The following is a 23,575-nucleotide window of genomic DNA, read 5'->3' on the forward strand; positions in this document are numbered from 1 at the left end:
GGCTCACTGGCCCCCGGTCCGGTCACGGTCGCGCCCGAGAAAGCGGTCGCGGGTTTCCGCCCAGACGGCGAGGCAGTCGGGATCGGACGCCGCGGCCTCGCCCAGCTCCTGGCAGCGCTGTTGTTCGGCCCGCAGCGGATCGACCTCCGGCATCAGGGGAGCGGCCGGGCGCACAGCCTGCCCTTCCTCGTCCCGGCCCATCTCCAACACCGCCGCGGTGATCGCGATGGCGACGAAGACGATGGCGGCGATGCGCGCGAGGACCGATCCCTCCATGGACCTGCCTCCGTCAGTTGTTGAACATCCGGGCATTGCCGGGCTGGTAGCCCGCGCCCGGGGTGAGGAAGCGCTCGCGCTGGACCCGACCCTGTTCGGCCGCCGCGGACCGCTCGGCCTCGACCAATGCTGAGGCGCGGCCATTGGCGGCGACGACGGCGATCAGGTCGGCGATCTGCTGGGACTGCAACGCGAGGAGTTGGTTGCCCGCCTGGGCCGCCTGCAGGGCACCCACGGCGGATTGGCTTTCGCCGACGAGAGCGGAGAGCTCGGCGCGCTGGCCGTCGAGATTGCCGACGACGCCCGCCTGCACGCGCAGGGCGTCCTGCAAGCCGCCGACGGTGTTTTCCCAGCGGGAGCGCGCATCGGCCAGAAGCTGCGCCTCGGGCGCGGCCATGGGGATATTGGCGTAGTCCTGCTGGAAGACCTGGTCGATCTGCGCGACGTCGAAGGCGATGTTCTGCGCTTGGCTCAGAAGCTGTCGGGTTCGGTCGACATTCTGCTGCAGCGCCTGCAGCGAGGAATAGGGCAGGCTCGCGAGATTGCGCGCCTGGTTCATCAGCATCTGCGCCTCGTTCTGCAGCTGGGTGATCTGGTTGTTGATCTGCTCCAGCGCCCGGGCGGCGGAGAGGATGTTCTCGGCGTGATTGCGCGGATCATAGACGATGCGCCCGCCTCCACCGAAGAAGAAGGCCTGCGCGGGTGTGGCGAAGATCGGCGACAGGCCGATGGGGGCGGCGAGCGCCAGGGCCAAGGCGGAGGCCCCGGCGAGACGGGACAGGCGATGGGCGGCATGGGTCATGGGGTGGTCTCCTCTGTGGGTTCGGGGGCTTGGGGGATCGGGGCGTCCGGCGCCTCGGGCTCCGGTGCGAGATTGATGAGGTCCGGGATCAGCTCGGCGGCCCAAGAAACCCCGCGGGCTTCGAGCCAGAAAGCCAGGAAGCCGTCGTGGCCATGCTCCGCGAGGATCTCCGAGATCAGGGTCTGGTCGGACTTGGACGAGGCGGCGCAGAGGGCGAGGCCCACCTCGGAGAGACCGAGTTCGAAAAGCCGGTTGCCGCGCCGCGACTGACAATAGTAGTCGCGCTTGGGCGTGGCCCGGGCGAGGATCTCGATCTGACGGTCATTGAGGCCGAAGCGGCGGTAGATCGCGGTGATCTGGGGCTCGATGGCCCGTTCGTTGGGGAGAAGCAGCCGGGTTGGGCAGCTTTCGATGATCGCGGGCGCGATGGCGGAGGCGTCGATATCCGAGAGCGACTGGGTCGCGAAGATCACCGAGGCGTTCTTCTTGCGCAGCGTCTTCAGCCATTCGCGGAGCTGGCCCGCGAAGCCCTCGTCATCGAGCGCAAGCCAGCCCTCGTCGATGATCAAAAGCGTCGGCCGCCCATCGAGCCGATCGCCGATGCGGTGGAAGAGGTAGGAGAGGACCGCGGGCGCCGCGGCGGTGCCGACCAGCCCCTCGATCTCGAAGGCCTGGACCGAGGCCGCGCCGAGCTCCTCGGTCTCGGCATCGAGGAGTCGCCCATGGGCGCCGCCCAGGCAAAATGGGCGCAGGGCCTGTTTCAGGTCGGTGGATTGCAGCAGGACCGCGAGACCGGTGATGGTGCGTTCGCCGACCGGGGCCGAGGCCAGCGAGGTCAGGGTGGACCAGAGATGCTCCTTCACTTCGGGCGTGATCGCGATGCCCTCACGAGCGAGGATCGCACCGATCCAGCCCGCGGCCCAGCTGCGCTCGGAAGGATCGTCGATCCGGGCAAGTGGCTGGAGGGAGACCGTGGCTTCCTCCCCCTCGGTCAACTCACCGCCTAGGTCATGCCAGTCGCCGCCCATGGCGAGGGTTGCGGCGCGGATCGAGCCCCCGAAATCGAAGGCGAAGACCTGTGCGCCCGGGTAGCGGCGGAACTGCAGCGCCATGAGCGCGAGCAGCACGGATTTGCCGGCCCCGGTGGGACCGACGACCAGCGTATGACCGACATCGCCCACGTGGAGCGAGAGCCGGAAGGGCGTCGCGCCCTCGGTCTTGCCATAAAGCAAGGGCGGGCCGTCGAAATGCGCATCCCGCTCCTCTCCGGCCCAGACGGCGGAAAGCGGGATCATATGGGCGAGGTTCAGGGTGGAGATCGGCGGCTGGCGGACATTGGCATAAGCCTGCCCCGGCAGCGAACCGAGCCAGGCATCGACGGCATTGACCGTCTCGACCATGGCGGTGAAGTCCCGGCCCTGCACGACCTTCTCGACGAGGCGCAGCTTCTCGTCGGCGCGGCGCGGGTCTTCGTCCCAGACGATGAGGGTCGCCGTGACATAGGCCTCCCCCGCGATATCGGCACCGAGCTCCTGCAGCGCCATGTCCGCATCCGCGGCCTTGTTGGCGGCGTCGGTGTCGACCAGCGCCGATTGCTCGTTGGTCATCACCTCCTTCAGGATCGCGGCGATGGATTTGCGCTTGGCGAACCATTGGCGGCGAATGCGCGCGACCATCCGGGTCGCCTCCCCCTTGTCCATCAGGATCGCGCGGGTCGCCCAGCGATAGGGAAAGGCCAGCCGGTTGAGATCGTCGAGGATCCCGGGCGTGGTGGCGGTCGGGAAGCCCGAGAGGGTCAACACGCGCAGATGGGCGTCTCCCAGCCGGGGCTCGAGCCCGCCGGTCAGCGGTTGATCGGCCAGAAGCGCGTCGAGATAGGCCGGGGTTTCCGGCACGCGGACGCGGTGAGCCTGCGTCGAAATCGTGGAGTGCAGATAGGTCAGCGTCTCGCTGTCATCCATCCAGCGGCATTCGGGCATGATCCCGTCGAAGAGCGCCAGCACCCGGTCGGTGCGGTCGATAAACCCACGCAGCACCTCGCCCGCATCGATCCCCGCCTTCTCGCGGCCTTCGTAGAGCCAGGTCTCGGCCCGCGCGGCCTCTTCGGCGGGCGGCAGGTAGAGGAAGGTCAGGAGATACTCCGATTGGAAATGCGCCCCCTGCTCGGCGAACCCCGCGCGGCGTTCGGCATCGAGGAGCGCCGAGGCCGGATCGGGAAAGCGGCTGTCGGGATAGTCGGCCGCCGCAACCCGCTGCGCCTCGACGAAGATCGCCCAGCCGGACCCGAGGCGACGGAAGGCGTTGTTGATGCGGCCCGCCACGGCCACGAGTTCCGCCGCGACCGCACTGTCGAGGTCTGGACCCCGGAACCGGGCCGAGCGTTGCAGGCTGCCATCCTTGTTCAGCACCACGCCGGGGGCCACCAGCGCCGCCCAGGGCAGGTAATCCGCCAACCGCGTTCCTTTCCGGCGATACTCCGCGAGGTTCATCATGGGCGCGCCCTCAGACCTCGAGATGACCGGGAAGCCGCAGATGGCGGCGCCCAACCTCGACGAAGAGTGGATCGCGCCGCGCGGCCCAGACCGCGACCAGGTGGCCCAGAAGACCGATGACGATTCCCGCGACCCAGAGCTGTAGCCCAAGCCCGATGGCTCCGGCCAGCGTGCCGTTCAGGATCGCGAAGGCCCGCGGCGCACCGGCCAGCAGGATCGGCTCGGTCAGCGCCCGGTGGACCGAGACGGTGAAGCCCGGCACATCCGCCAACTGCTCAAACGCGCCGTCCATCAGATCAATGCCCCGCCGCCGAAGCTGAAGAAGCTCAGGAAGAAGGAGCTCGCCGCGAAGGCGATGGAGATGCCGAAGACGATCTGGATCAGGCGGCGAAAGCCCCCGGAGGTATCGCCGAAGGCCAGCGTCAGGCCTGTGACGATGATGATGATCACCGCGATGATCTTGGCGACCGGCCCCTCGATCGACTCGAGGATAGATTGCAGCGGCGCCTCCCAGGGCATGGAGGACCCCGCCGCCCGGGCGGGTCCGGCCAGCATCAGGGTGACGGTGGCGTAGGTGACGGCATGGGCGGCCTGCGCGCGCAGCCGGTGAAGGGATCGGGCCATTAAGATTCTCCTGTGTCGTTGTCCGTCCCGGTCGGCAGCGCCGCCGGGGTGATGCGGTAATCGCCGTCCGGTCCCAACCCTTCGATGCGGGCGAGTTCGGCGAGGTGTCGGTTGGCCCCGCGCCCGGAGAGAACCGCGATGAGATCGATGGTCTCGGCGATTAGCGCGCGAGGCACGGTGACCACGGCCTCCTGGATGAGCTGTTCCATCCGGCGCAGGGCGCCGAGGGCCGAGCCGGCATGGATGGTGCCGATCCCGCCGGGATGCCCGGTGCCCCAGGCCTTCAAGAGGTCCAGCGCTTCGGCGCCGCGCACCTCGCCGATGGGAATGCGGTCGGGGCGCAGGCGGAGCGAGGAGCGGACGAGATCGGAGAGCGAGGCGACCCCGTCCTTGGTGCGTAGGGCGACGAGGTTTGGTGCTGCGCATTGCAGCTCGCGCGTATCCTCGATGATGACCACGCGGTCCGACGATCCGGCCACTTCGGCCAGAAGCGCATTTGTCAGCGTCGTCTTGCCGGTCGAGGTGCCGCCCGCCACGAGGATATTGGCGCGCGCAGCAACGCCCTCGCGCAACAACGCCGCCTGGGTCTCGGTCATGATCCCGGCGGCGACGTAGTCGGAGAGCGTGAAGACCGCGACGGCAGGTTTGCGGATCGCGAAACTGGGCGCGGTGACCACGGGCGGCAGGAGCCCCTCGAAGCGTTCCCCGGTCTCAGGCAGTTCTGCCGAGACGCGCGGGCGTGCGGCATGGACCTCGACCCCGACGTGATGGGCGACGAGCCGCACGATCCGCTCACCATCGGCGGGAGACAGCGTGGCGCCGGTATCGGAGAGCCCCTCGGAGAGCCGGTCAATCCAGAGCCGCCCGTCGGGATTGAGCATGACCTCGACGGTCATCGGGTCTTCCAGGAACCCGGCGATGGCGGGCCCGAGCGCCGTGCGCAGCATCCGCGCGCCGCGGGCCATCGCTTCCGGTTTCCGAGCTGCTGCTGCCATGCTGTCCCCGTTCCGTGAGTGGCCACCGATGGGCGGCCCTGGATCGAGTCCATCAAGAAAACCGGAAACGGGCGGCGCTCAACAGGTCTTCAAGGGGCGTAGGGCTCTGGCGTGCAAAGACAGGGAAAGGGCAGGCCACCAATGAGAGCAGTCACGCAACTGCCGCTCAAGTCAAGTCATCAAACTGAAAGTGAGCGCCACTTCCCACGCGGCGCGACACAGTTATTTCGCAGCAGGGATGGCCAACCACGCGCAGTTGTTTTGTTGCTCAAGTCTGTATGTTGTGCAATAACTGCAAAGCCACACGCTGCCGGTGCCCTGAAGTTGAAGCCATTAGTTCTGATTCCCTGTACTGATCGCAAGCGGATTCGTCCGCCTGAGACGCTCCTGGCGCGCAATCTTCCCAACGGTTCCGCCGTCGAAGTAGCCGCGGAGTGGGAAGCGCGGTTGTCACCCCAGTGCTGCCATGCGGATCACAGCATGGTCTACTGTGGTCGCGCCTACCAAGAAGCCGCCACGGCCGCCAAGATTCTTTCGTCCGAACTGGTTGTCATCTCTGCCGGCCTCGGGTTGGTAAGGCAAGGCCACCCGATTCCTTCCTACAGTTTGACGGTTGCGCCATCAGGCGAAGATGCCATCCTTCGTAAGATAACTGAGGGACAATCTGGACCTGGCGTTTGGTGGAGGGCCTTGAGGGCGTCACGAACCGCTTCATTCGGAATCAATGATCTCCTGCGGGAAGCTTCAGAAGTATTGGTGCTGATCTCTTTATCCGCCAGTTACGCAAAACTCATCGATGAAGAACTTTCTGCCGTTTCAGAAGAAGATATCGGACGCCTCCGGATATTCGGCGCTGGGATAAACGAACACCTTCCACGCAGGCTGTCCTCGTCAGTCATGCCGTACGATATGCGTCTCAACGGACCTAACAGTCCCATAAGTGGGACGATGTCTGATTTCAGTAGTCGTGCGCTACGTCACTACGCAGATTGTCTCGCATCAGGAATGATCGAGGGCGCAAGCCCACATGACGACGGCGCTGTCTTGTCAGACATCATGAAGAACTGGGAGTACCGTGAAATCCCAGTGCGCACGCGCATGACCGACGAAGAGGTTGTTGATTTTGTCCTGGACAATTGGAGCGCTGCCGGAGGCCGCTCTGGTGTATCCCTAAGGCTGCTTCGGGATAGCGGTCATGCCTGCGAGCAAGGTCGATTTCGAGACCTCTTCAAGGTCGCGAAGGAAAGACGCCTAGAGGGAATGGCATGAGTGGTAAGTTGCTTCACCTTCGGGCTCTAAAGGCGCAGCAAGGCGAGGATGTCGATGTCTTCAGCTTCTTCATGCGTGGCGCAGACGTCTTGCGGATTGCAGATATTTCCCGTGTTCACAGAGATGACGCGGATGAACTCAAAGGCTTTCAGAGGAAGGAAATCCAGAACCACGTTCGCAGTATTGTCGAGTACTTAGATCGCGGAGAGGTCCTTTTCCCGAACGCTATCATCCTAGCCTTTCAATCCAGCATCGAATTCAAGCAATCGCGCGGCCCAAGTCCCGAAGGAGCTGTGAGCGGCACGCTTTCAATACCTCTGAACGGCAGTGATCGAAAAGCCGCTTGGATTGTCGATGGACAGCAAAGAGCGTTCGCCCTTAGTCGTAGCTCCAACCAAGACATTATGGTTCCAGTCGTTGGCTTTGTCGCTCCGAGCATCGACGTTCAGCGCGAGCAGTTCATTCTCGTGAACAAGGCAAAGCCTTTGCCGCGGCGACTTATCAACGAGCTACTCCCTGAGATCTCCGCCGACCTGCCGCACGATTTGCGTCCAGCAAAGATACCTAGCGAGCTCTGCGGCATCCTGAATAAGGATGCGAAGTCGCCCTTCTACAAATTGATACGGCGGGTCTCAGATGAACAAGACAACTCCTCAGCCGTGGTCATCGACACAGCTCTCATCAACATGATGAAGCATTCAATAAACAACTACGGGGCCTTGGCACTATACAAAAATACCATGGCCGACGGTGCCGCCGATGTCGAAGGGATGTATCGTCTCCTCTGCGTTTTTTGGAGCGCGGTTAAGTCAGTTTTCCCCGAGGCTTGGGGACTAAAGCCACAGGACAGTCGATTGATGCACTCGGCAGGTATCCAAGCCATGGGTGTTCTCATGGACCGCATGATGCCCCGAATGCACCAGACGAAAAATGTGTCTGAAGAAGTCGAGGCTGCTCTTCGACGCATAGCGCCCTATTGCTGTTGGACAGATGGTACGTGGGATGCGCTTGGCTTGACCTGGAACGAAATCCAGAACACGCCTAGGCATATTAAGGCGCTCGCGGAGCATCTCGTACAGCTTGATTTCGCTGAATCTCAAAAGCAGGCGGCGAAATGAAGTTCATCTTTGCAGACAGTTTGGACTACGTCGATCCGCGATACGATTTCTTAACAGATCGCTCACCCTCTAACCGGGAACCATATTGGGACGACAATTATCCGCATGAGTATCTGGGCTACGCGCCCTATGACGGTGTGCTCGTTTCGCGAGCGATTGTCGGTGGTTATCAGGGCGGGGGTAAATACTCCGAAAGCCAAGCCATGCGTTTTAGGCGCGTCGGGGCAAGGGAGTTCCTGAGGCTCCGTGAGAAGGATTTTCCTGGTTCGCTCATGTTCGGTGACTGCGGAGCGTTCACCTACCACAAGCTCGAGTATCCGCCCTATACCGCCGAGGAAATGGTCGATTTCTACGGAGACGGACAGTTCACACACGGGTGCTCAATCGATCATGTCATCTTCGATTACGATGAGGATAGTGACGACGCCAGCACTGAGAACGCTCAACTCGAAGAAAACCGCCGACGGTTTGAGATCACGTCCACAAACGCAGAAGAGTTCCTCAAGAAGAGCAAGAGACTAGGTAATAGCTTTACTCCAATGGGCGTTGTCCAAGGATGGTCGCCAGCGTCTATGGCGGAGGCCGCGTTGCGCCTAAAGAAGATGGGGTACCGCTACATCGCAGTGGGCGGAATGGTTCCGTTGAGAGCGCCACAAATAAAAAAGGCGCTTGAGGCGATACGCGCCGCTATAGGAAATGACATCGGAATGCACATCCTAGGATTTGCAAAGGCCGAAGAAATTGCTTCTTTCAGCCACCTTAACATTACCAGCTTTGATACGACCTCACCCCTTATCCGAGCCTTCAAGGATTCTAACCGGAACTACTACGCGCTGAGGCCAGAGGGTGGGCTTGAGTATTTCTCTGCAATCCGGGTTCCTCAGGCTATCGAGAACAATGGTCTCAAGAACCTCGCGAAACAAGGCGTGTATTCGCAGGAAGACCTTCAGTCTCGTGAGCGGCGCGCTTTGGAAAACCTTCGTGCTTATGACAGAGGTGAAGTCAAAGTAGTGGACGCGCTCGAAGCGGTGATGGACTACACAGCGCCCTTGGCCGTAGGCCGAGATGATGATCATACCCCGAATGAGGCTCGTAAACTGAAAGGTCTCAAGGAAAGATATCAAAGAACTTTGGTAGAAAGACCTTGGAAGGCGTGCCGATGTCGCGCCTGCGCAGAAGCCGGAATTGATGTGATCATTTTCCGCGCAAGCAACCGAAACAAGCGTCGCGGCATCCATAATCTCCAAGCTTATCGCAAGCATTTGGGACGTATTGAAGAGGCAAGAGATCATGTCGAAAAAGTTGAAGTTTAAAGCTATCCGCGCGCGACAGAGCGATAGCCACAAGGTATTTTCGTTTGTCGCAACGGCAAAGGACATCTTCGAGATGGCGCGGATCGAGCGGGCCGGACGAAGCGAACAAGGAGAGCTTTTTGGCTTTCAGCGCCCCCAAGTTTCCAAGCACATCCATGAAATCCGAGATTACCTCAGCCAGGACTCGGCGGTGCTTCCAAACTCCGTCGTTCTGGCATTTGTCGACGGGGTTCGGGTGACGGACTTAGACGAGAACCTCTCAACAGTTGAGGTTGAGATTGGGGATACTCCTCCGGGACAGATCGTTGATGGGCAACAGCGTTTGACGGCGCTTCATGGCCTGCCAGACAAGGACTTCCAGGTTTTTGTCAGCGCGATCGTTTGCGAGGACGAGGAGGACCTTCGTCGGCAGTTCATACTGATAAACAACACCCGACCACTTCCGAAGGACTTGATCTACGAACTGCTGCCGACTGTTTCGGGCTTGCCAGATCGAATGTCCTCTCGTGCATTTGCTGCGGATATGGCCACGCTTTTGAACTACTACGGGCGCGACATGGATACACCGCAAGCGCTCTTGGGTGAGATCAAGCAACACACGAACCCAAAGGGCTCGATTTCGAGCAACGCGATCCAGCGGGTCATTATGAATTCACGTTCTAATGGAGCGCTTCGCGATATCGCAAGGAGTGAAGATGCACCAAAGAGGTCCTTGAAACTCATCGCGGATTTCTATGGCGCCGTCATGGACCTCTTCCCGGAAGCATGGATTGGCATGAGTCCGCGGACATCGCGCCTTAAGCACAGCGTGGGAATCATCGCGCTGGGATACGCAATGGAGATGGCATATGCGCTCCATGGTGCTCGAACACGAGAAGATTTTCGCGAAAAGCTGAGTTGTCTAACGTCTGACGGTCTATGCGCGTGGACCTCGGGAACCTGGATCCTCAGCCATGAGGAACGGAGACCCTGGGACCGTTTGCAAAACACTCCGCCTGATATCCGAATGCTGAGTGATTACCTGGTTCGCCTCGTTCGGGACCAGGGGGTCCGCCAAGGAAGTGACCTAGAGCATGCTCGCGCGACGCTTCCCGGACAGCCTGCGTTCCTGAACTGAGATTGGAAACCGCAATGGAAGGCACAGCAATCGTGATGTTCTCGGGTGGACAAGACTCGGCAACATGTCTCGCTTGGGCGCTGGAAAATTTTGAACATGTTGAAACCATCGGATTTGATTACGGCCAGACGCACAGAGTGGAACTCGAGGTTCGCCAGAAGTTTCTTGAGATCGCTATGCAGAAATTTCCCAAATGGGCTGAGCGACTTGGCGAAGATCACATGGTTGACCTTGGCGTTCTTGGGGAGATCAGCGACACTGCACTCACGCGAGACCGGGCCATAGAACTCTCGGATGCAGGCTTGCCGAATACTTTTGTTCCCGGCCGAAACCTCTTGTTCTTAACGGTCGCGGCGGCAGTAGGATACCGGCGCAATGCCAAACACATTGTCGGTGGAATGTGTGAAACCGACTACTCGGGGTATCCAGACTGTCGTGATGATACCATCAAGGCTCTTCAGGTCGCGGTCGGCCTTGGAATGGAGAAGCGATACGTCTTCCACACACCGCTGATGTGGATTGACAAAGCGGCCACTTGGAAACTGGCCCACGAGTTGGGCGGGGCAAAACTCGTTGAGCTTATCAAGAACGAGACGCACACTTGCTACAAAGGTGACCGAAGCGAGTTGCACGAGTGGGGCTACGGGTGTGGAGCATGCCCAGCCTGCGAACTTAGGGCCTCGGGGTGGGCGGTTTTCGCCAATCAAAAGCAAGACTGGTCATCGAAACCATCACAAGCGCAAATCACATAAGGAGAGAACCATGTCGAGCAGGAGACAAGGATACTTTTTTCTAGCGGCATTCGCACTCTGTATTCCGGCGGCTAACTGGCTCATCGGAAATGTTGGTACATTCTGTGTACCGGACGGCCCTTGTCTCATTCCGGTTGCACCCGGCCTTACCGCTCCAAGTGGAGTACTCATGATCGGACTGGCTTTGGTGCTGCGCGATTTGGTCCAGCGCAGTTTGGGAGTGAAGTGGGCCGCTAGCGCCGTAGTCGTCGGTGCTGGTCTTTCCGCGTTCTTTGCACCGCCGGCGTTGGTTATCGCGTCAGCCGCCGCGTTCCTGCTCTCGGAACTCGCGGACCTTGCCGTCTATACTCCCCTTCAGAAAAAAGGACTTGTTCTGGCTGTCTTTGCAAGCAGTGTTGTAGGACTGGTAATAGATAGCGCAGTTTTCCTCTACCTGGCATTCGGCAGCCTCGATTACATTTCCGGACAAATTGTCGGCAAGGCCTGGATGGTCTTGGCTGCTCTCCCAGTAATCCATTTCATGCGCAGACGTGAGGTCTTGGTAGCCGGAAGAACACCTGCAGAATAGTTTTGCAAGGCGCGCCTCTAAGCCGAAGCAATTACCGACAGAGCGCCCGGTCCTATGCTCTAGGAGACTTAGGAGGGCTGTAGTAGGTGGTCTTCAAGCGCTCGAAGAATGCTCGAAAATCCCTTGCCGCGAGCATAAAGAAGTGGGCGCGTGCCCCGATTGGCTCGAATAAAGTTCGTAGCGGCGTGCTTTGCCGATCTCCAGGAGATTACGAATAAATCTGCGTTCTCTGACATCGCCTTCAGGCGTTGGGTGCCTACGTGATCGGCGTTGATGTCTACCTTCACATTTGGATTTAGGTTTTCTATCGCTTTCTTCGCTTGGCGGCTGGCATCCTCGGTCAGCGAATAGATCGCGATGGACTGGCCATTCAACTTCTCCGCGAAGCTATCATCCTGTACCTGGCCCTCAACCTCCTGCGCAACGTCGATGGACCATCCAAGTTCTGCGGCCAATTGGTGCAGTGCGGCACGTTGGAGCCCGGAGAGACGGCTATAGAGCGGTGAGAGACGCGCTAGCAGAGAGTGTGAGAATGTTTCTCGAGCAGCAGCGTCCGGACTGGGGCATCGATAAAGTGACTCAACAATCTCAAACAGCCAATAGGCCATGTCCACGCCGAAGCCGTCGCCTGCAATGAGATCTATCGACTCGAGCAGTGAGTTGTAGCCCTCCTTGTCGAGGCCACAATCCAAGAGTGCAGACACAAGTATCTGGCTGGACTGAAAGATCTGCTTGCTACGAGCCGAGTCAATGGCAGTAAGCAACAGAAGTTCGGCATAGATGGGCACATATGCAGGTCGCGGAAAGTCAGCATCTAGTTGAAGCCAGTTAACCAGGTACGGCATTGCTTCGGTGATACGGGCAACCGAGAGAGGGTCATTTTGTGCGGCTTCAATGGCATCCTTTAATGCTTTGACCCGCAAGGGATCGCCCATTGAATTATCCCAGGGCCACTCCTCCGCGCCCTTTCTTGCGACGTCAAGGTACGCGTCAAAGGTCGGATCCGTCAGGCGAATAAACCATTCGCCCCAAGAGGCCGGAAGAGGAATTGCCTGATTGGTCGAACTTGAGTGCTCCTCGGCCAAAGGGCCAAGAGGCAATGAACCCAAAAGTTTCGCGCGATCATCTGGGCTAAGTTGTGTAAGGGCGCGGCGCAGTGTCTCTACCGTTGCTATGCCGTCGAGCAAGGTTCCGTCGACTAAAGCGCTGCGAGCGGTGTCAAGTGGCGTGGAAATCGCAGTTTTCGCGGGGGTAGGTACGGGTTTGAAATGGTCTGCAAGCCATCCGAGTTCAGTACTGCGGCCGGCTAACGCATCTCGTAGGTCTCCCCTCGCGTCGTTGGATAGAACTTCAAGCGCACAGACACGTACCGCTTCCGGCGCCATGGACTTGACTCCGGTGGCCAAAAGCATCGGGCGAGCGAGTGCTTGGACGGAGTCGGCGTATTTTTCGAGGAGGGGTTGAAGGGAAGCTTCCTCGTATTTGACTTCAAGACTGACGTGGTAAAGTGCTGATAGAAGCATCGATGCCATACCCGGCGTCTTCCGGGAGCGTGTTAGGTCCGCGAAACCTGGCATCTCAACTAGACTTTGCCAGTTCTCAAAGTGAGCAAGAAGATTGGCCTCAAGAAAGCGGATGTTAAGTCCGTCGAGGCGCATATCTGCGCGCAAACGTTGCAGAACTGCTGCAGCTGCATCTCGCCGCCCAAGATTAAGATGATCTTGAAACTGTGCTAGCAACCAACTTGTGGGCACCGGAGCTTCGCGGTGAAGGTTTGGAGCCCGCACAACCGTGGCGACTGCTTGCGTCAGTGCCTTCAAAGCTGCAATGCGTAGCTTCGGTTCGGAGGGAAGAGGAATGACCGAAGTGACCGCTGGCCCAATGGCCAGCAACATCTGCCCAATCTCATCATCCTCATCGAAGGCCTGTGGAAGGCCAGTGAAACCGGTCAAGGTCGGACCGGCAAAGGCCTGAAGAACAGGCCGCAACCGCCGCCATTCGGAACTGGTTTGAGCCGCCACGTCGACCTGAAGCGCCGCGTTTTTGCCCATAGAAGGCACTAAAACGCCGGGGAAACGCGGTTCCGTTAGCGTATCCAGCAGCTTGACGCATAGGTCGCGCACTTCCTGCTTCATCCCGGCAGAGGCAACCAAGGTGGCCAGTTCCGCACGGAGAGCGACCGCGCCGCTATCGTTATCCGAAATCATGCGAGAAGCCTACCCCACCGCTCCTCAAGTTCTATCGACTGTTCGCTAACAATTTCGGGGTCAGTGCGCAGGGCCAAGTGCTCACCATTCACGCTTACTCCATTATTTGTTAGGTTCATCGATCCACTCAGAAAGAAATCCTGCCCCAGCATGCCTTTGGCGTGAAAATCTGGCTCCACCGTCCACTTAATCTGGTCACCGTAATGCTCCTTCAATTTCTGGAGCCGTGAGAGCAGGTAGTCGTTGTGCGCTTGCTGCCGCAGAACAAGCCGGATCTCAGAACCACGAGCCAGCAGCGCTTGAAGAACCTGGCTTAGGCGGATCGGGGCGGCCGGCCAATCAGGTTCCAGCGCGCCAAAGGCTCTAGAAGAATTGTCTATGATATCTACATCGCTAATCCAGGCGAAGAAGAGCCAGAGGCATGGACTCGGGCTTACAAGTTCCGCAACAAAGAGGCTTTGTAGAAGGTCAACAAGCGCCCTTGACTGCGCAGGGCCGTGGATGTCGCGCGAAGGTGTCAACATCAACTGTGCTCCCTAAGAGTCATTGTTGCGAGGATACGGCCGGGGACACGGTCGATCCGGTCCACCGCAGGGAAGAATTGGAGAACTCCGACATCTACGGGAGTGGCGCACAAGCGCACGATTTCGGCGCGCAAATTATGGCTGCGGTCGATTTGGACGGCGAGTTGTACAGAGCCTTCCCTCGACAATGCGTCCTTCAAGAACTGACGCCAATTGTTGTCGCCAAGGTTGATCACCGGAACGGTCCGATCGAGAAGTAGATGACGTACGAGTGCAGGATCCGTGCTCCGCGGACGTCTGAAAGGGTTGTATGATTGCAGAGCGCGCTTGCGAACCTCGTGCGCCCTTGGCCAGAGTAAGTTTCGCAGGACGGATAAGACCGAAATACCTGCCGAACCACTCGGCATGCTTGCCTCGATGAAGGATTTCACTTTCCCAGCAAGATCCGGGTTCCTGCTCGCAATGTAGCAAAACTCTCGTACGTCGACGGAGAAACCGTAGTGTGCCTCGACATCATCCCAGTAGCGGAGGACATCCTTGAGTAACTTGTCGAGCATTGGCCCGGACCCGGCCCGAAGTAAGCGGTTGTTAACTGAGACGGACAGCGCGTGGCTGAGCGCGACTCCTCCCCGATGGGCCAGATCACGCGTAAGGTTCGACCAAATACTCTCACGCTCAGAATGGGACTGACTTGTCCTCAAACGATCCAAAGCTGCCGCTACACTATTGTCCTCTATTGCCAGATCGAGAATCTGCCTCAACCCGGCATCCACTTCCTCCAGGTCGGTTGGCGATAATGCTGCCTCGATAGCGGTGAAGAAAAGGTTTGGCTCGGAAGAGAAGCGATTTGCAAAGGCCTCCAGGACCCCAGCGCCACCGATGGTCGTCTCTGTGACCCAGATCTCTGCAACCGCCGACTCTTGCTGGTCGTTTATGTCGACGCACAGACCTTCGGTGGCTGCACTTCGTGGTGCTGTTGAAATGCAAGCCTGCATAACCGCCTCACCCAGCGTATCGAGTATCGTCCGTCGTAGCCAAGCCACGTATGCGGCTTCATCTTGGGAAATGAACTGGGCGGCAATCGCGCGAACGCGGGAACGAACCTCTGGACGGGATAGCTGTGCGCCGATGGAGCGTCGCAGGCGGCCAGGACCCTCCTGTCCACCCATGGCCGTTGCGGTCGGCTCATCATCTCGGTCAAACTCTTCGACCGGCCCGGTATCTTCGTCGGCCGGTTCGCTCAGAAAACTGCCTTCCAAGAGCTCCGACATAACGTCGTCAAGTGCTGTGTTGAAGTTGCTCTCGTCCAAGACCGTTTCAATTGTGCCTTCAAGATCTCTGCCCGAGCCCTCAGCTCCCGCTAGTAGGGCGCAAATGAGAAACTCGAAGACCCACCCGCGCTGAAACTCGTTGAAATCCCTTGGCAAGGCACTGTCGTTGAGGAAGCTGTCGCGGAGGTAGGCGAGGCGAACCGACGCCTTTACTGGTTCCGGCAACTCTCGTTCCGCGAGTTTACTCTCGTCAGGAAGAGTCAGTTCAATTCGTAGTCCATCGACCTCAATTTCGAAACCAAGGGCTGCAACCTCTCCGTTAACGCCCGAAAACCGGGCTTCGATCTGGAACTCATCATGCTGGGTCCGCATTACGGCGTCAGCCGAGCGTGAAAACCGTCGCACGTTAGCGCTAGAACGAAATCGGTGGAGATGGAAATTGACAGAGGGCATGTATTGGCGCCAACGCGAACGCGTTGCGACTGGGATTTTCACCGCGTCTCCGTTTGGGGAAATATCCGTTTCCCATCTGTGTCGTGCGTTGCTGCTGGGTAGAGCCTCCGCACGTGTGACGCGTGCAAGTCGCATAGTCCAGGGACGGTAAACTGGAACCGCATCTGGGTTGGTACCGCCGTTCATTCGGCCGACGAAAGTTCCGATATACTCTGACTCCTCCGCAAAAACTCCGACCTCAATGATCTGCTCCGTGGGTGCGGGTTCAATTGGGACCCAATGGCTGAGTGCTCCGCGCTCAAAGGCAAATCGGCGCGAGACACGTCCTGGCGGAAATTGGTTGAGCGCCTGTAGAATGGGCATTGCCTCGACGCGTTCTTCATCGAACTTGGTCGCGGGCGGCACGATAACTTGGACCTCGGGGAGCGCTAGATCGCTAAAGAGGTTGCGTGGTACGAAGTCGGGAAGCGGATGAAAGTTCACTTGTAGATCGAGCCTTCCCGCATCCGAAGGCACAGCTATCTGCCAATTGCGAAATAGGCGCCGGACCAGAGTTGGCACCGCCTCTAGCAAAAGCGACCGTGGTGCCTCCCATAGCAAACTTTCGGCAGCTTCTCGATCGACAGCCAATGCCTGCTCTAGCCACAGACGCAAGTCTTCGATTGTGGCTTCGTCGCCCCGAACAATCTGCCCAAGGATTCTCTTGGTCGCTTCTAGAACGTCCGCTTTCATCGCAGACGGGCGACTCAACAAATCCCATTGCCACGCCTTGGACGGCCCGACTGTCCGCTCCGACAGCCAGTCAAAGAGCGCAAATACCGCCTGCATCTTTAGGATGTAGGGGTTTCTTATCGGGAGCGATTGAGACTCAAGGATCGGGTCGAAAAGTTGTTCAAAAGCTTGGAAGAATGCGCGGTCACGCCCATAGTCCGAAAGCACGGTGAGCATGATCGGGCGCATGTCTCTGCTCCGGCCCGCTCGACCCTTACGCTGCAGAAACGAGGCCATTCCACGTGGCGCTTTATGCTGAATAACAGCACCAACCTGAGGATCGTTGAAGCCCACCTCCAAGGCAGCTGTAGCGACCACAACATTGGCCTGATGATTGACGCCGCTGTCCTGCGAGGTGGTACGCCCGACAACCAGGCGCTGGTCAAGTCTGTGTCCAATATCTTCGCAAACCCGCCAACGCTGGCCTTGCGTATCGCGCATCCCAGCGTCATCACTAACACCCCGAAGGCTGGCAAGTGGCGTTCTGGCAGGATCAGGTTTACCAAAGATTGTATAAGCCTCGGCATCGCGAAGGTCGTCGAACAGCCGGTTTGTAACGTCTAGATCGTCTGTGAACAGGAATGCTCGTTGACCAAAAGCTTTGCTTTCGTGCGCAGCCTCCGGCGGATCGAGCAACCGCGGTAGTAGCATCGACGTTTGAATGGTGGTCGACAAGAGTGATGTCCGTGAGGCCGGGTTCCCTCTTAGAAGGACTTGGTATTCTACTCCCTGCTCGACTAATTCTTCAGCACTCGGGGTGATTTCCACCACCTTGCCGGGATCAGCGCCACAAAGTTCGGCAAAAAAGTCAGGGGCATTTGTCAGCGTTGCGGACAGGCCCACCCAGGAAATGGGCGCACGAAGCAGATGCCGCCAGCGCCTCAGTGTCAGTGCCGCCTGAGCTCCACTTGTCCCCTCGTATGTGTGCACCTCATCTAGCAACGCCAAGAACGGACGGCGCCCCGGAGGCTTGCCCACTCCGAAAAGTCCTCGCGACCAATGGTCGGATAGCCGCTGGTTGAGCATTTCTGTTGTCGTGAACAAGACATCAGGCGGGTGCTTTTGCTGCGACTGTCGTGTGAGCACCACTTGGCGGTTGTCAATTTTTACGCCACACGCATTGTCCGAGCAGACTAGGAGTTCTTGCCCCTTTGCGAGCGCTTCGCGAGGCCAAAAAAGTTCATTATCGCAACTTGGACAGCGCATCCAAGGACAAATGAAGCCCCCGCCTCGTGGCGTCCACTTTGCGATCTTGAGAGCTTCAGGTGTGGCATTGCGTGGTGTTGCCCCGTAGAACGCTCCAAGTGCTATCGGACGCTTGCCGTTCCCATGCATTGGGCCATCTACCCGGCGAGCCATGGTAAAGGCCTCCGCGAACTGATCCTTCAACAGTTCTATTCGGGGATAAATGGCGAGGGCTTTCACCCAGCGACTATGGTCCACGGCCGCGCCGATACGCATCATAGCCGGCAGATAAAAGGCGAGGGTCTTGCCACTGCCGGTGCCTGCCGTGACGATTGTTCCGCCATCGTCGGTAGCAGTAGCGAGACGCAACGCTGCACGCTCTTGGAAGCCCGCCAACTTCAGCCCTGGCGATCCCACAAGCGCCGACCAGAGTGATCGACCTAACTCGCCGTTGGCAATCGCATCGCCGTGCTCGGAAAGGATTTCTTTCGGTAAGCGGTCGCGCCGTGGGAAACGACGCCTGCGCCGATCGACGCGAAAATCGGAAACCAAATCTGGCGCCCCCTGCCACGGCCGACCCGGGAACAACTGCCGGTTCGCGGCAAGAAGGCGCATCATCTCACCAAATCGCGATCGAATCCGAATCTCACCATTGGGGTGCGGGAGCTCAAAAATCAATTTAGCTTCAATAAGTTCCTCTAATAAATCTTCGCCATTGTGAGCTACTCCTTTCCCAAGGACTTCCGCTTCAGTTTCGCTTAGCGAACTGTCTGTCGAACCCCACTCAAGAGAGCGCAATTCAAGGCTCTCAATCCGTTCTAGGAGCTCAAGGGCACGTTGAGTTGGTAGCATCAGAATCGCTATCTCAAGCGGACCCGGAAGGAGTCCGTTAATCCACGCTCATTGAGCCAAGAAACTATGCTCGGCTTTAGGGTTGCTAGTGGTGCGCCTTCGGATGCCGACTGCCGAATGAATGCGATGACCTCTTGCGGGATATCGTTCGCCTGTAGCTTTGACCACTCGGCTTGCGCTTCATCAACCAGCCCTTTGACCTGGGCAAGAACCGCCTTCGGATCGTTCGGCAAGGTTTCGCTCAACAAAATCAATTCGCTGCGGTTCTTGCGAATCCTAACAACACACTCCTTTAGTTGCGGAAGCGCCGCCAAGACCTTCAGGGTCTCCTCCGAACCCAAGTTGGCGCGTTCCCGGATATAACTGCTCCATCTTTCAGCAGCAGTCACCCGTCCGGCTTCTGCTATTGCGAGGAGTCGATCAACAAACTCGTGTTTGAGATCGAAAGGGGGATCATGGATGACTGTAGGATCTTCCGCCAATTGAGCTCGAAGCTGGGAAGCCTTCTCCGCCAGGGCAGTTCCGTTTGCAGCTTGGAAGTTCACTGCAATATCGGCATCGTACATACTGGCAATTACGCTACGTAACTCGTGGATTCTCTTTCCAACATCTGAGAATTGTCGGGCACGCGTGTCAAATGGCTGAGCATTCCTTGCAGCCGTCTTCACTTTTTGAAATTTTTCAATTTTAGAACGCAACTCTTTGGCACGATCAAGCAACATCTGTCACCTCTCCCATTCCGCTCGCAATTGAATTTATATCATCTGCAATCTGCCTTAGAGCAGCATCAATTCTTTCGAGATCGGCCTGCATCTTCATCTGTTGATTGTCGGAACTGCCGATCACTGAAGAAATGTTCTCTTCAACACTATTTAGAAACTCTTCTGCAATTTTTGCCAATTGGGTCGCGGCGTTTATGGCATTGCGTCGCCCTCGACCAAAATGAGGTAATGCCTTTTCGGAAACGTCCACATCCCGCAGCGCTCGCGCGGCATTCATGGAGTCTTCGAAGTGAACGCCACTGAAGACGTCTAGCGCTTCGCCCAATCGGCGCGCCGATTGGTTAGAGCCAATCCCTGCCTCTTCAACCGCACTTTGTGCAGACCTAAGTGCTTCGACTATGTCGGCCTTTGAACTCCCTGAGCCAAACGCCGCCTCAATTGCACTCAACCAAGCAAGTCTAGTGTCGATTTCAGCCTGCGCGGCATCAGAAAGAGTTGCCTTCACTTCCAGGTACAGCTTTGCAATTGGATTCCTATCCTCCTCTGGGGGCGCCTTTTTCAATTGGAAGTTGTTGGCTCGTAGTTGACGAATTGCCGAGATCGTTCGATGTGGATTGAGGAGAGGCCCTACGACGCCACCCTTAGGGCTTGAGAATTGAGCGCGGGCAACTTCAATAAGTTTGGAACGCGCTTGAAACAATTTTCGGTAGATTGCCAGCAGGGGTTGAGAGGTGCTCGCTGGGGTCTCGGGCAGTGAACTGACGAAGGCTCCATCGATCATTTCCGCGATTGTCGCATCGGGTTTGATAGTTCCGCCAATCGCGGCGCCGATGAACATCAGTTCAAGCGAAGCAGCACCCGGATCCCACGACGGGATCGGAGCGCATTGCTCAAGCAAATGTTCCTCGACCTGTAGCGCCCAAGTGCCGATGCAGTCTAGGAACGAGCGGAGCATCTTGTCGCCGTCTTCGAAGTCCCAAGAGAATTGGTTCTGACTCGCGAGCAATAGCCCGCTCAATGCGGTCGCCGCTGAAGACTGCGTGACAAGATCGCCGGGGATGCAAATATGTATCTTGGCCGAGCCTAGGACTTGCGTCGATTGTCGATCGAAAACAATGCTTGTGTTCTGGAATGCCTTACCTGACTTTCCAACGAACTGGGCGCGCGATAGTCCCAATCGATCCCAATCGACGGCGTCGGTGATCGCTGCGTGAATCAATGGTCTCAGCTTGTTGGCTACAACCTGATCCATCGGGCCCCCTCTGTCCCACTCGTCGATCTTGACTTGATCGCGACTGGCGCCAGGGCCGGGAGGTGACTGTTGTTCGTTGGGCTGATCTGGGGTCGCTTCTACTTCGACAGGCGTCTCGGTAGCACCAACGATCTCCGGGATGTCGAAAGCTTGGAGAATTCTTTCATCAAGGCGCACGATCTCGCCGGAACCATCGAAGAGTTCCAGAAAGGAAATCCAACGTTCAGCATTATGCGGGTTACGGGTTTCGAGTTCGTTGCGGCGGACCGATTTGAGGTGCTTGATCCCGCCAAATTTCTTGATCATCTGCATCGAGGGGAAAGTGCCTGTCCTGATGTCAGGCCCATGGTTGTCGAGAACCTCAACCAATAGATTGCTTTGCAGTATCCGCGGGTTTAGGCGTTCCGGCATTGACGGATCAACCCGCCCAGCCGCATTCCAGAGCGCTCGCGACGTGAAGGGATATAGGCCATACCCGTCCCGCTCCCCGAAGGTCGAATGGCACTTTGCTTGAAGATTACAAGATTCACATGCTGACGTGGCTACTTCGCCGGGGGCAGCATCGGCACTCCAGGCTTCGATTCGATCTGCACCGAGGCGAACGGCGTTCAAGTAGCGCGCGGCGAAGCGAGACAGGGAATCCTCGGTGACTTTGTTTCCATTGCTTCGTCCAGCCGAGTTGTCCATGTCCACAACGTGGGTTGTGCGCATATACGCTGTTTCAGCGACACTCTGGAAAAAGCCTGTTGTTACAGCAATTGCGGTTCGCATCCGGCAATGCTCTGCATCGCCTTGCGTGGTGATTGCCTGTAGCAAAGCTCGGTCTATGCCCTGCAACCTGGCAAACTCCTCTACGAGCAGCACCAGTTCTTTTCCCTCAGCCTTTAGGTGGCGGCGCATCTCCGCCATTAATTCCTCGACCCGATCTCCCGAGAAGCTAAGTGTGCGCGCGATCGCCCTTTCAAGGTTTCTGTTAATAATGCGGACGGCCAATGGTAGGTATTCATCCTGGTCGAGTTGGATCAGTTGGATGGCATTCTTCGCCAACTGGGATGCGTTAACGTAGTCCATACCCCCGAGAGGGAGGTCCGTTTCTACGAAGGTTCTACGCTGGTCTGGACGATCCGCTGCGTTTGAGGGGGAAAAAATGTGGTCAGCAATTTCCGCAATGACGGTGTTGTCTCCGAGGAAATGGTCCTTCCGCATGTTTGGGTCCATCAGAAGGTTTGGAAGGTTTGCGGCGAGGTCCTGTTCGACTTCGTCAGCATCGTCAGGAATTACCTCCTCTCGTATTGCCTGAGCAATGTCATTAAGTAGTTGCTCTCTTTGGTGTTCCCGCCGCTGCATTCCTTCGCCTGCGGCCATCAGTGTGTCGAGATAACTAGTCTGCTGCTCCGATGGCAGTTTCTCGATCATCATCTTAACAATGTTTCGTAGGCTGGTCCCCGACTTGGGCACGACGATAACTAAGCGCTTGGGACTGGGTTTTATGTGTAGGCGCATCCAATGAACGAGGTGCGATTTCCCCGATCCAGTACCGCCTAGGATCGCAGCAAGAGCGTGCGGTCGGTCGTCGCGCAAGAAGTCCTCCAAGAAATCGGCGGGCGACTGATCACGCCAGTCACGGTTGGAGATGTCTTGGTACGCGGTGCCGACTGGTGGACTAACCTTCAGATCCCAATCGCTGTGAACTGCTCTAAAAAGACCGTCCGAGATGTGCTCAGCAAATGGATTAATGACCCGACGTACAGCGCCTGGATCCCAGCAAAGGTGGTTTCGCATTAGGATGCACTCCTCAGTTCGATCCGACTCACTCGGCGCTGCCGCAAGCCGAAATCGAGCAACACTGGCAACGAGTCCGGCGGGGTGCTCAGGGTTATCCTTTGCTGGTCCTCAAGGCGTTGAAGGGCAAGACTCGTGGCAACGGACAATGGATCTGCCTCACTGTGCCTGCTTTTCTCTAGAATTTTGGAGAACTCTTCGCGGGAACGCCCAGTTTCAAGGCACGGATAAATAGACGACAATCGGCCTAGGAAATCAGCGGTATCCAGTTCGTTCTCGCCATTAAAGACCTCATCTAGGACCTCTCCGATGGCCCGATAGGGGTCTGGGATTACCCGCCTGCCACTCGTCTCTTCGGTTCCGACCATCGTCGCGAAACCTAAGTATCTGGCCCAGTAGAGCAGGTTTTGCGAATGAGCTGGTGTCTGAAGCTCTAACTCACGCGCTCCGTTTTCAATCTGCGCGTTAATCTGGTCGACTACAGGCTCCGAGAATTTAATCGGGGCTAGAGGGTTCTGGGTGAGAAACCAACTTATAGCCAAAAGAAATTTGCCCTGCTGGGCTTCTTTGGCTCGTTCGGGATCAAACAGGACGCGACGTAGAAACATTCGGAAATGTTTTTCGTGGTCCCCTTTGGCTTTGCCACCACAGCGAGCCTCATCTGTCAGCCGAACCTTACCGCCGGCTACCTCGATCATGCCCATATTCCGCGCTTCAGAGTATGGCCCCGAATATAGTTGCGTAGTCTCGGCAGTTCGGAGTGACTTCGGGGTGGAACTGGCCTCAAGTACAGCCTCATCCATGCCGCTCTCTCGGTGGAACAACACCTCATAGAGAGAAAGAAGGCGGCCTGGCACAGCCTCAAATGTGGTTAGAATACTCATTGCGAAACCCGTGCGATAAATTCGTCAAGATCGAAGCGGCGTCCTTCGAATACTTCCTTAAGTGGTCGAAACTCAGAGGTCTCACAGTACTCAGGCGCCAGGAACAGGCGTGGATTTTCTGGGTTTCCTCGGAGATTTTGAGGCGAAAGAAGATGCCCTTCGCCGACTATAACAAGTTCTGGCCCTTTGGGGAGGCGCGATTGTGCCAGACTGGGCACATCAGCAACGTAACCGCCCGATTGAAGCCGCCTGCCTGACGAAGGCTGGGTGAGCTAAGACACGTGCATAAAGACGTAGTTATGCACGTGTCTTAGCGGGAGATGCCATGTTGGGCGAGGTTCTGGGC

General features: G+C 57.9%; 18 protein-coding genes. 6 read left to right on the top strand and 12 right to left on the bottom strand.

Features of this window, described 5'->3' with window-relative positions; translation table 11 throughout:
- Positions 1–3: 3 nt before the first annotated feature.
- From trbK-alt to trbB, 6 genes are read right to left on the bottom strand one after another with little or no spacing between them, the layout of a single operon-like run.
- Positions 4–276: a putative entry exclusion protein TrbK-alt gene (gene trbK-alt / locus JF542_RS19605; protein WP_207077092.1), complete on the bottom strand. Its 273-nt coding sequence runs from the start codon at positions 274–276 to the stop codon at positions 4–6.
- A 13-nt stretch (positions 277–289) separates the two neighbouring features.
- Positions 290–1,078 (bottom strand): P-type conjugative transfer protein TrbJ, encoded by a 789-nt coding sequence (trbJ, locus tag JF542_RS19610; protein WP_207077093.1) that lies wholly within the window; start codon positions 1,076–1,078, stop codon positions 290–292.
- Positions 1,075–3,570 carry a conjugal transfer protein TrbE gene (trbE, locus tag JF542_RS19615; protein ID WP_207077094.1) on the bottom strand — a complete coding sequence of 832 codons (2,496 nt, stop codon included), beginning with the start codon at positions 3,568–3,570 and terminating at the stop codon, positions 1,075–1,077. The genes trbJ and trbE overlap by 4 nt, the downstream gene beginning before the upstream one ends.
- Before the next feature lie 10 nt (positions 3,571–3,580).
- Complete coding sequence (locus JF542_RS19620) at positions 3,581–3,862, bottom strand: VirB3 family type IV secretion system protein (protein ID WP_207077095.1); 282 nt, start codon at positions 3,860–3,862, stop codon at positions 3,581–3,583.
- Entirely contained in the window at positions 3,862–4,194 is a 333-nt protein-coding gene (locus JF542_RS19625) for a TrbC/VirB2 family type IV secretion system protein (protein WP_207077096.1), read from the bottom strand. The genes JF542_RS19620 and JF542_RS19625 overlap by 1 nt, the downstream gene beginning before the upstream one ends.
- Positions 4,194–5,141: a P-type conjugative transfer ATPase TrbB gene (gene trbB / locus JF542_RS19630; protein ID WP_479725290.1), complete on the bottom strand. Its 948-nt coding sequence runs from the start codon at positions 5,139–5,141 to the stop codon at positions 4,194–4,196. The genes JF542_RS19625 and trbB overlap by 1 nt, the downstream gene beginning before the upstream one ends.
- Positions 5,142–5,330: 189 nt before the next feature.
- On the opposite strand from trbB, the gene JF542_RS19635 reads away from it, so the two are divergent.
- From JF542_RS19635 to JF542_RS19660, 6 genes are all read left to right on the top strand, one after another.
- Positions 5,331–6,458, top strand: a complete 1,128-nt coding sequence (locus tag JF542_RS19635) for a hypothetical protein (RefSeq protein ID WP_207077098.1) — start codon at positions 5,331–5,333, stop codon at positions 6,456–6,458.
- Positions 6,455–7,576: a DGQHR domain-containing protein DpdB gene (gene dbpB, locus JF542_RS19640; RefSeq protein WP_207077099.1), complete on the top strand. Its 1,122-nt coding sequence runs from the start codon at positions 6,455–6,457 to the stop codon at positions 7,574–7,576. The genes JF542_RS19635 and dbpB (JF542_RS19640) overlap by 4 nt, the downstream gene beginning before the upstream one ends.
- Positions 7,573–8,889, top strand: a complete 1,317-nt coding sequence (dpdA, locus tag JF542_RS19645; RefSeq protein WP_207077100.1) for a tRNA-guanine transglycosylase DpdA — start codon at positions 7,573–7,575, stop codon at positions 8,887–8,889. Before dbpB (JF542_RS19640) ends, dpdA begins: the two co-directional genes overlap by 4 nt.
- Entirely contained in the window at positions 8,867–10,006 is a 1,140-nt protein-coding gene (dbpB, locus tag JF542_RS19650; RefSeq protein WP_207077101.1) for a DGQHR domain-containing protein DpdB, read from the top strand. Before dpdA ends, dbpB (JF542_RS19650) begins: the two co-directional genes overlap by 23 nt.
- A 14-nt stretch (positions 10,007–10,020) precedes the next feature.
- Complete coding sequence (queC, locus tag JF542_RS19655; RefSeq protein ID WP_207077102.1) at positions 10,021–10,758, top strand: 7-cyano-7-deazaguanine synthase QueC; 738 nt, start codon at positions 10,021–10,023, stop codon at positions 10,756–10,758.
- A gap of 169 nt (positions 10,759–10,927) precedes the next feature.
- Entirely contained in the window at positions 10,928–11,326 is a 399-nt protein-coding gene (locus tag JF542_RS19660; RefSeq protein WP_242533852.1) for a VUT family protein, read from the top strand.
- Between the two features lie 68 nt (positions 11,327–11,394).
- On the opposite strand, the gene dpdD is transcribed toward JF542_RS19660, so the two are convergent.
- The 6 genes from dpdD to dpdG are packed head-to-tail and all read right to left on the bottom strand — an operon-like array spanning position 11,395 to position 23,229.
- A complete protein-coding gene (gene dpdD, locus JF542_RS19665) occupies positions 11,395–13,533 on the bottom strand; it encodes a protein DpdD (protein ID WP_207077104.1) in 2,139 nt (712 codons plus the stop codon).
- Positions 13,530–14,057, bottom strand: coding sequence for a phospholipase D-like domain-containing protein DpdK (gene dpdK / locus JF542_RS19670; protein ID WP_207077105.1), 528 nt, complete (start codon positions 14,055–14,057; stop codon positions 13,530–13,532). The genes dpdD and dpdK overlap by 4 nt, the downstream gene beginning before the upstream one ends.
- Positions 14,057–18,589, bottom strand: a complete 4,533-nt coding sequence (gene dpdJ, locus JF542_RS19675; RefSeq protein ID WP_207077106.1) for a protein DpdJ — start codon at positions 18,587–18,589, stop codon at positions 14,057–14,059. The genes dpdK and dpdJ overlap by 1 nt, the downstream gene beginning before the upstream one ends.
- Positions 18,590–18,597: 8 nt before the next feature.
- Complete coding sequence (locus JF542_RS19680) at positions 18,598–19,311, bottom strand: hypothetical protein (protein WP_207077107.1); 714 nt, start codon at positions 19,309–19,311, stop codon at positions 18,598–18,600.
- Positions 19,301–22,345, bottom strand: coding sequence for a protein DpdH (gene dpdH, locus JF542_RS19685; protein WP_277988625.1), 3,045 nt, complete (start codon positions 22,343–22,345; stop codon positions 19,301–19,303). Before dpdH ends, JF542_RS19680 begins: the two co-directional genes overlap by 11 nt.
- Complete coding sequence (dpdG, locus tag JF542_RS19690) at positions 22,345–23,229, bottom strand: protein DpdG (protein WP_277988626.1); 885 nt, start codon at positions 23,227–23,229, stop codon at positions 22,345–22,347. The genes dpdH and dpdG overlap by 1 nt, the downstream gene beginning before the upstream one ends.
- Positions 23,230–23,575: the final 346 nt, after the last annotated feature.

It is taken from the genome of Salipiger bermudensis (assembly GCF_017309175.1).
Taxonomy (GTDB): Bacteria; Pseudomonadota; Alphaproteobacteria; order Rhodobacterales; family Rhodobacteraceae; genus Salipiger; species Salipiger bermudensis.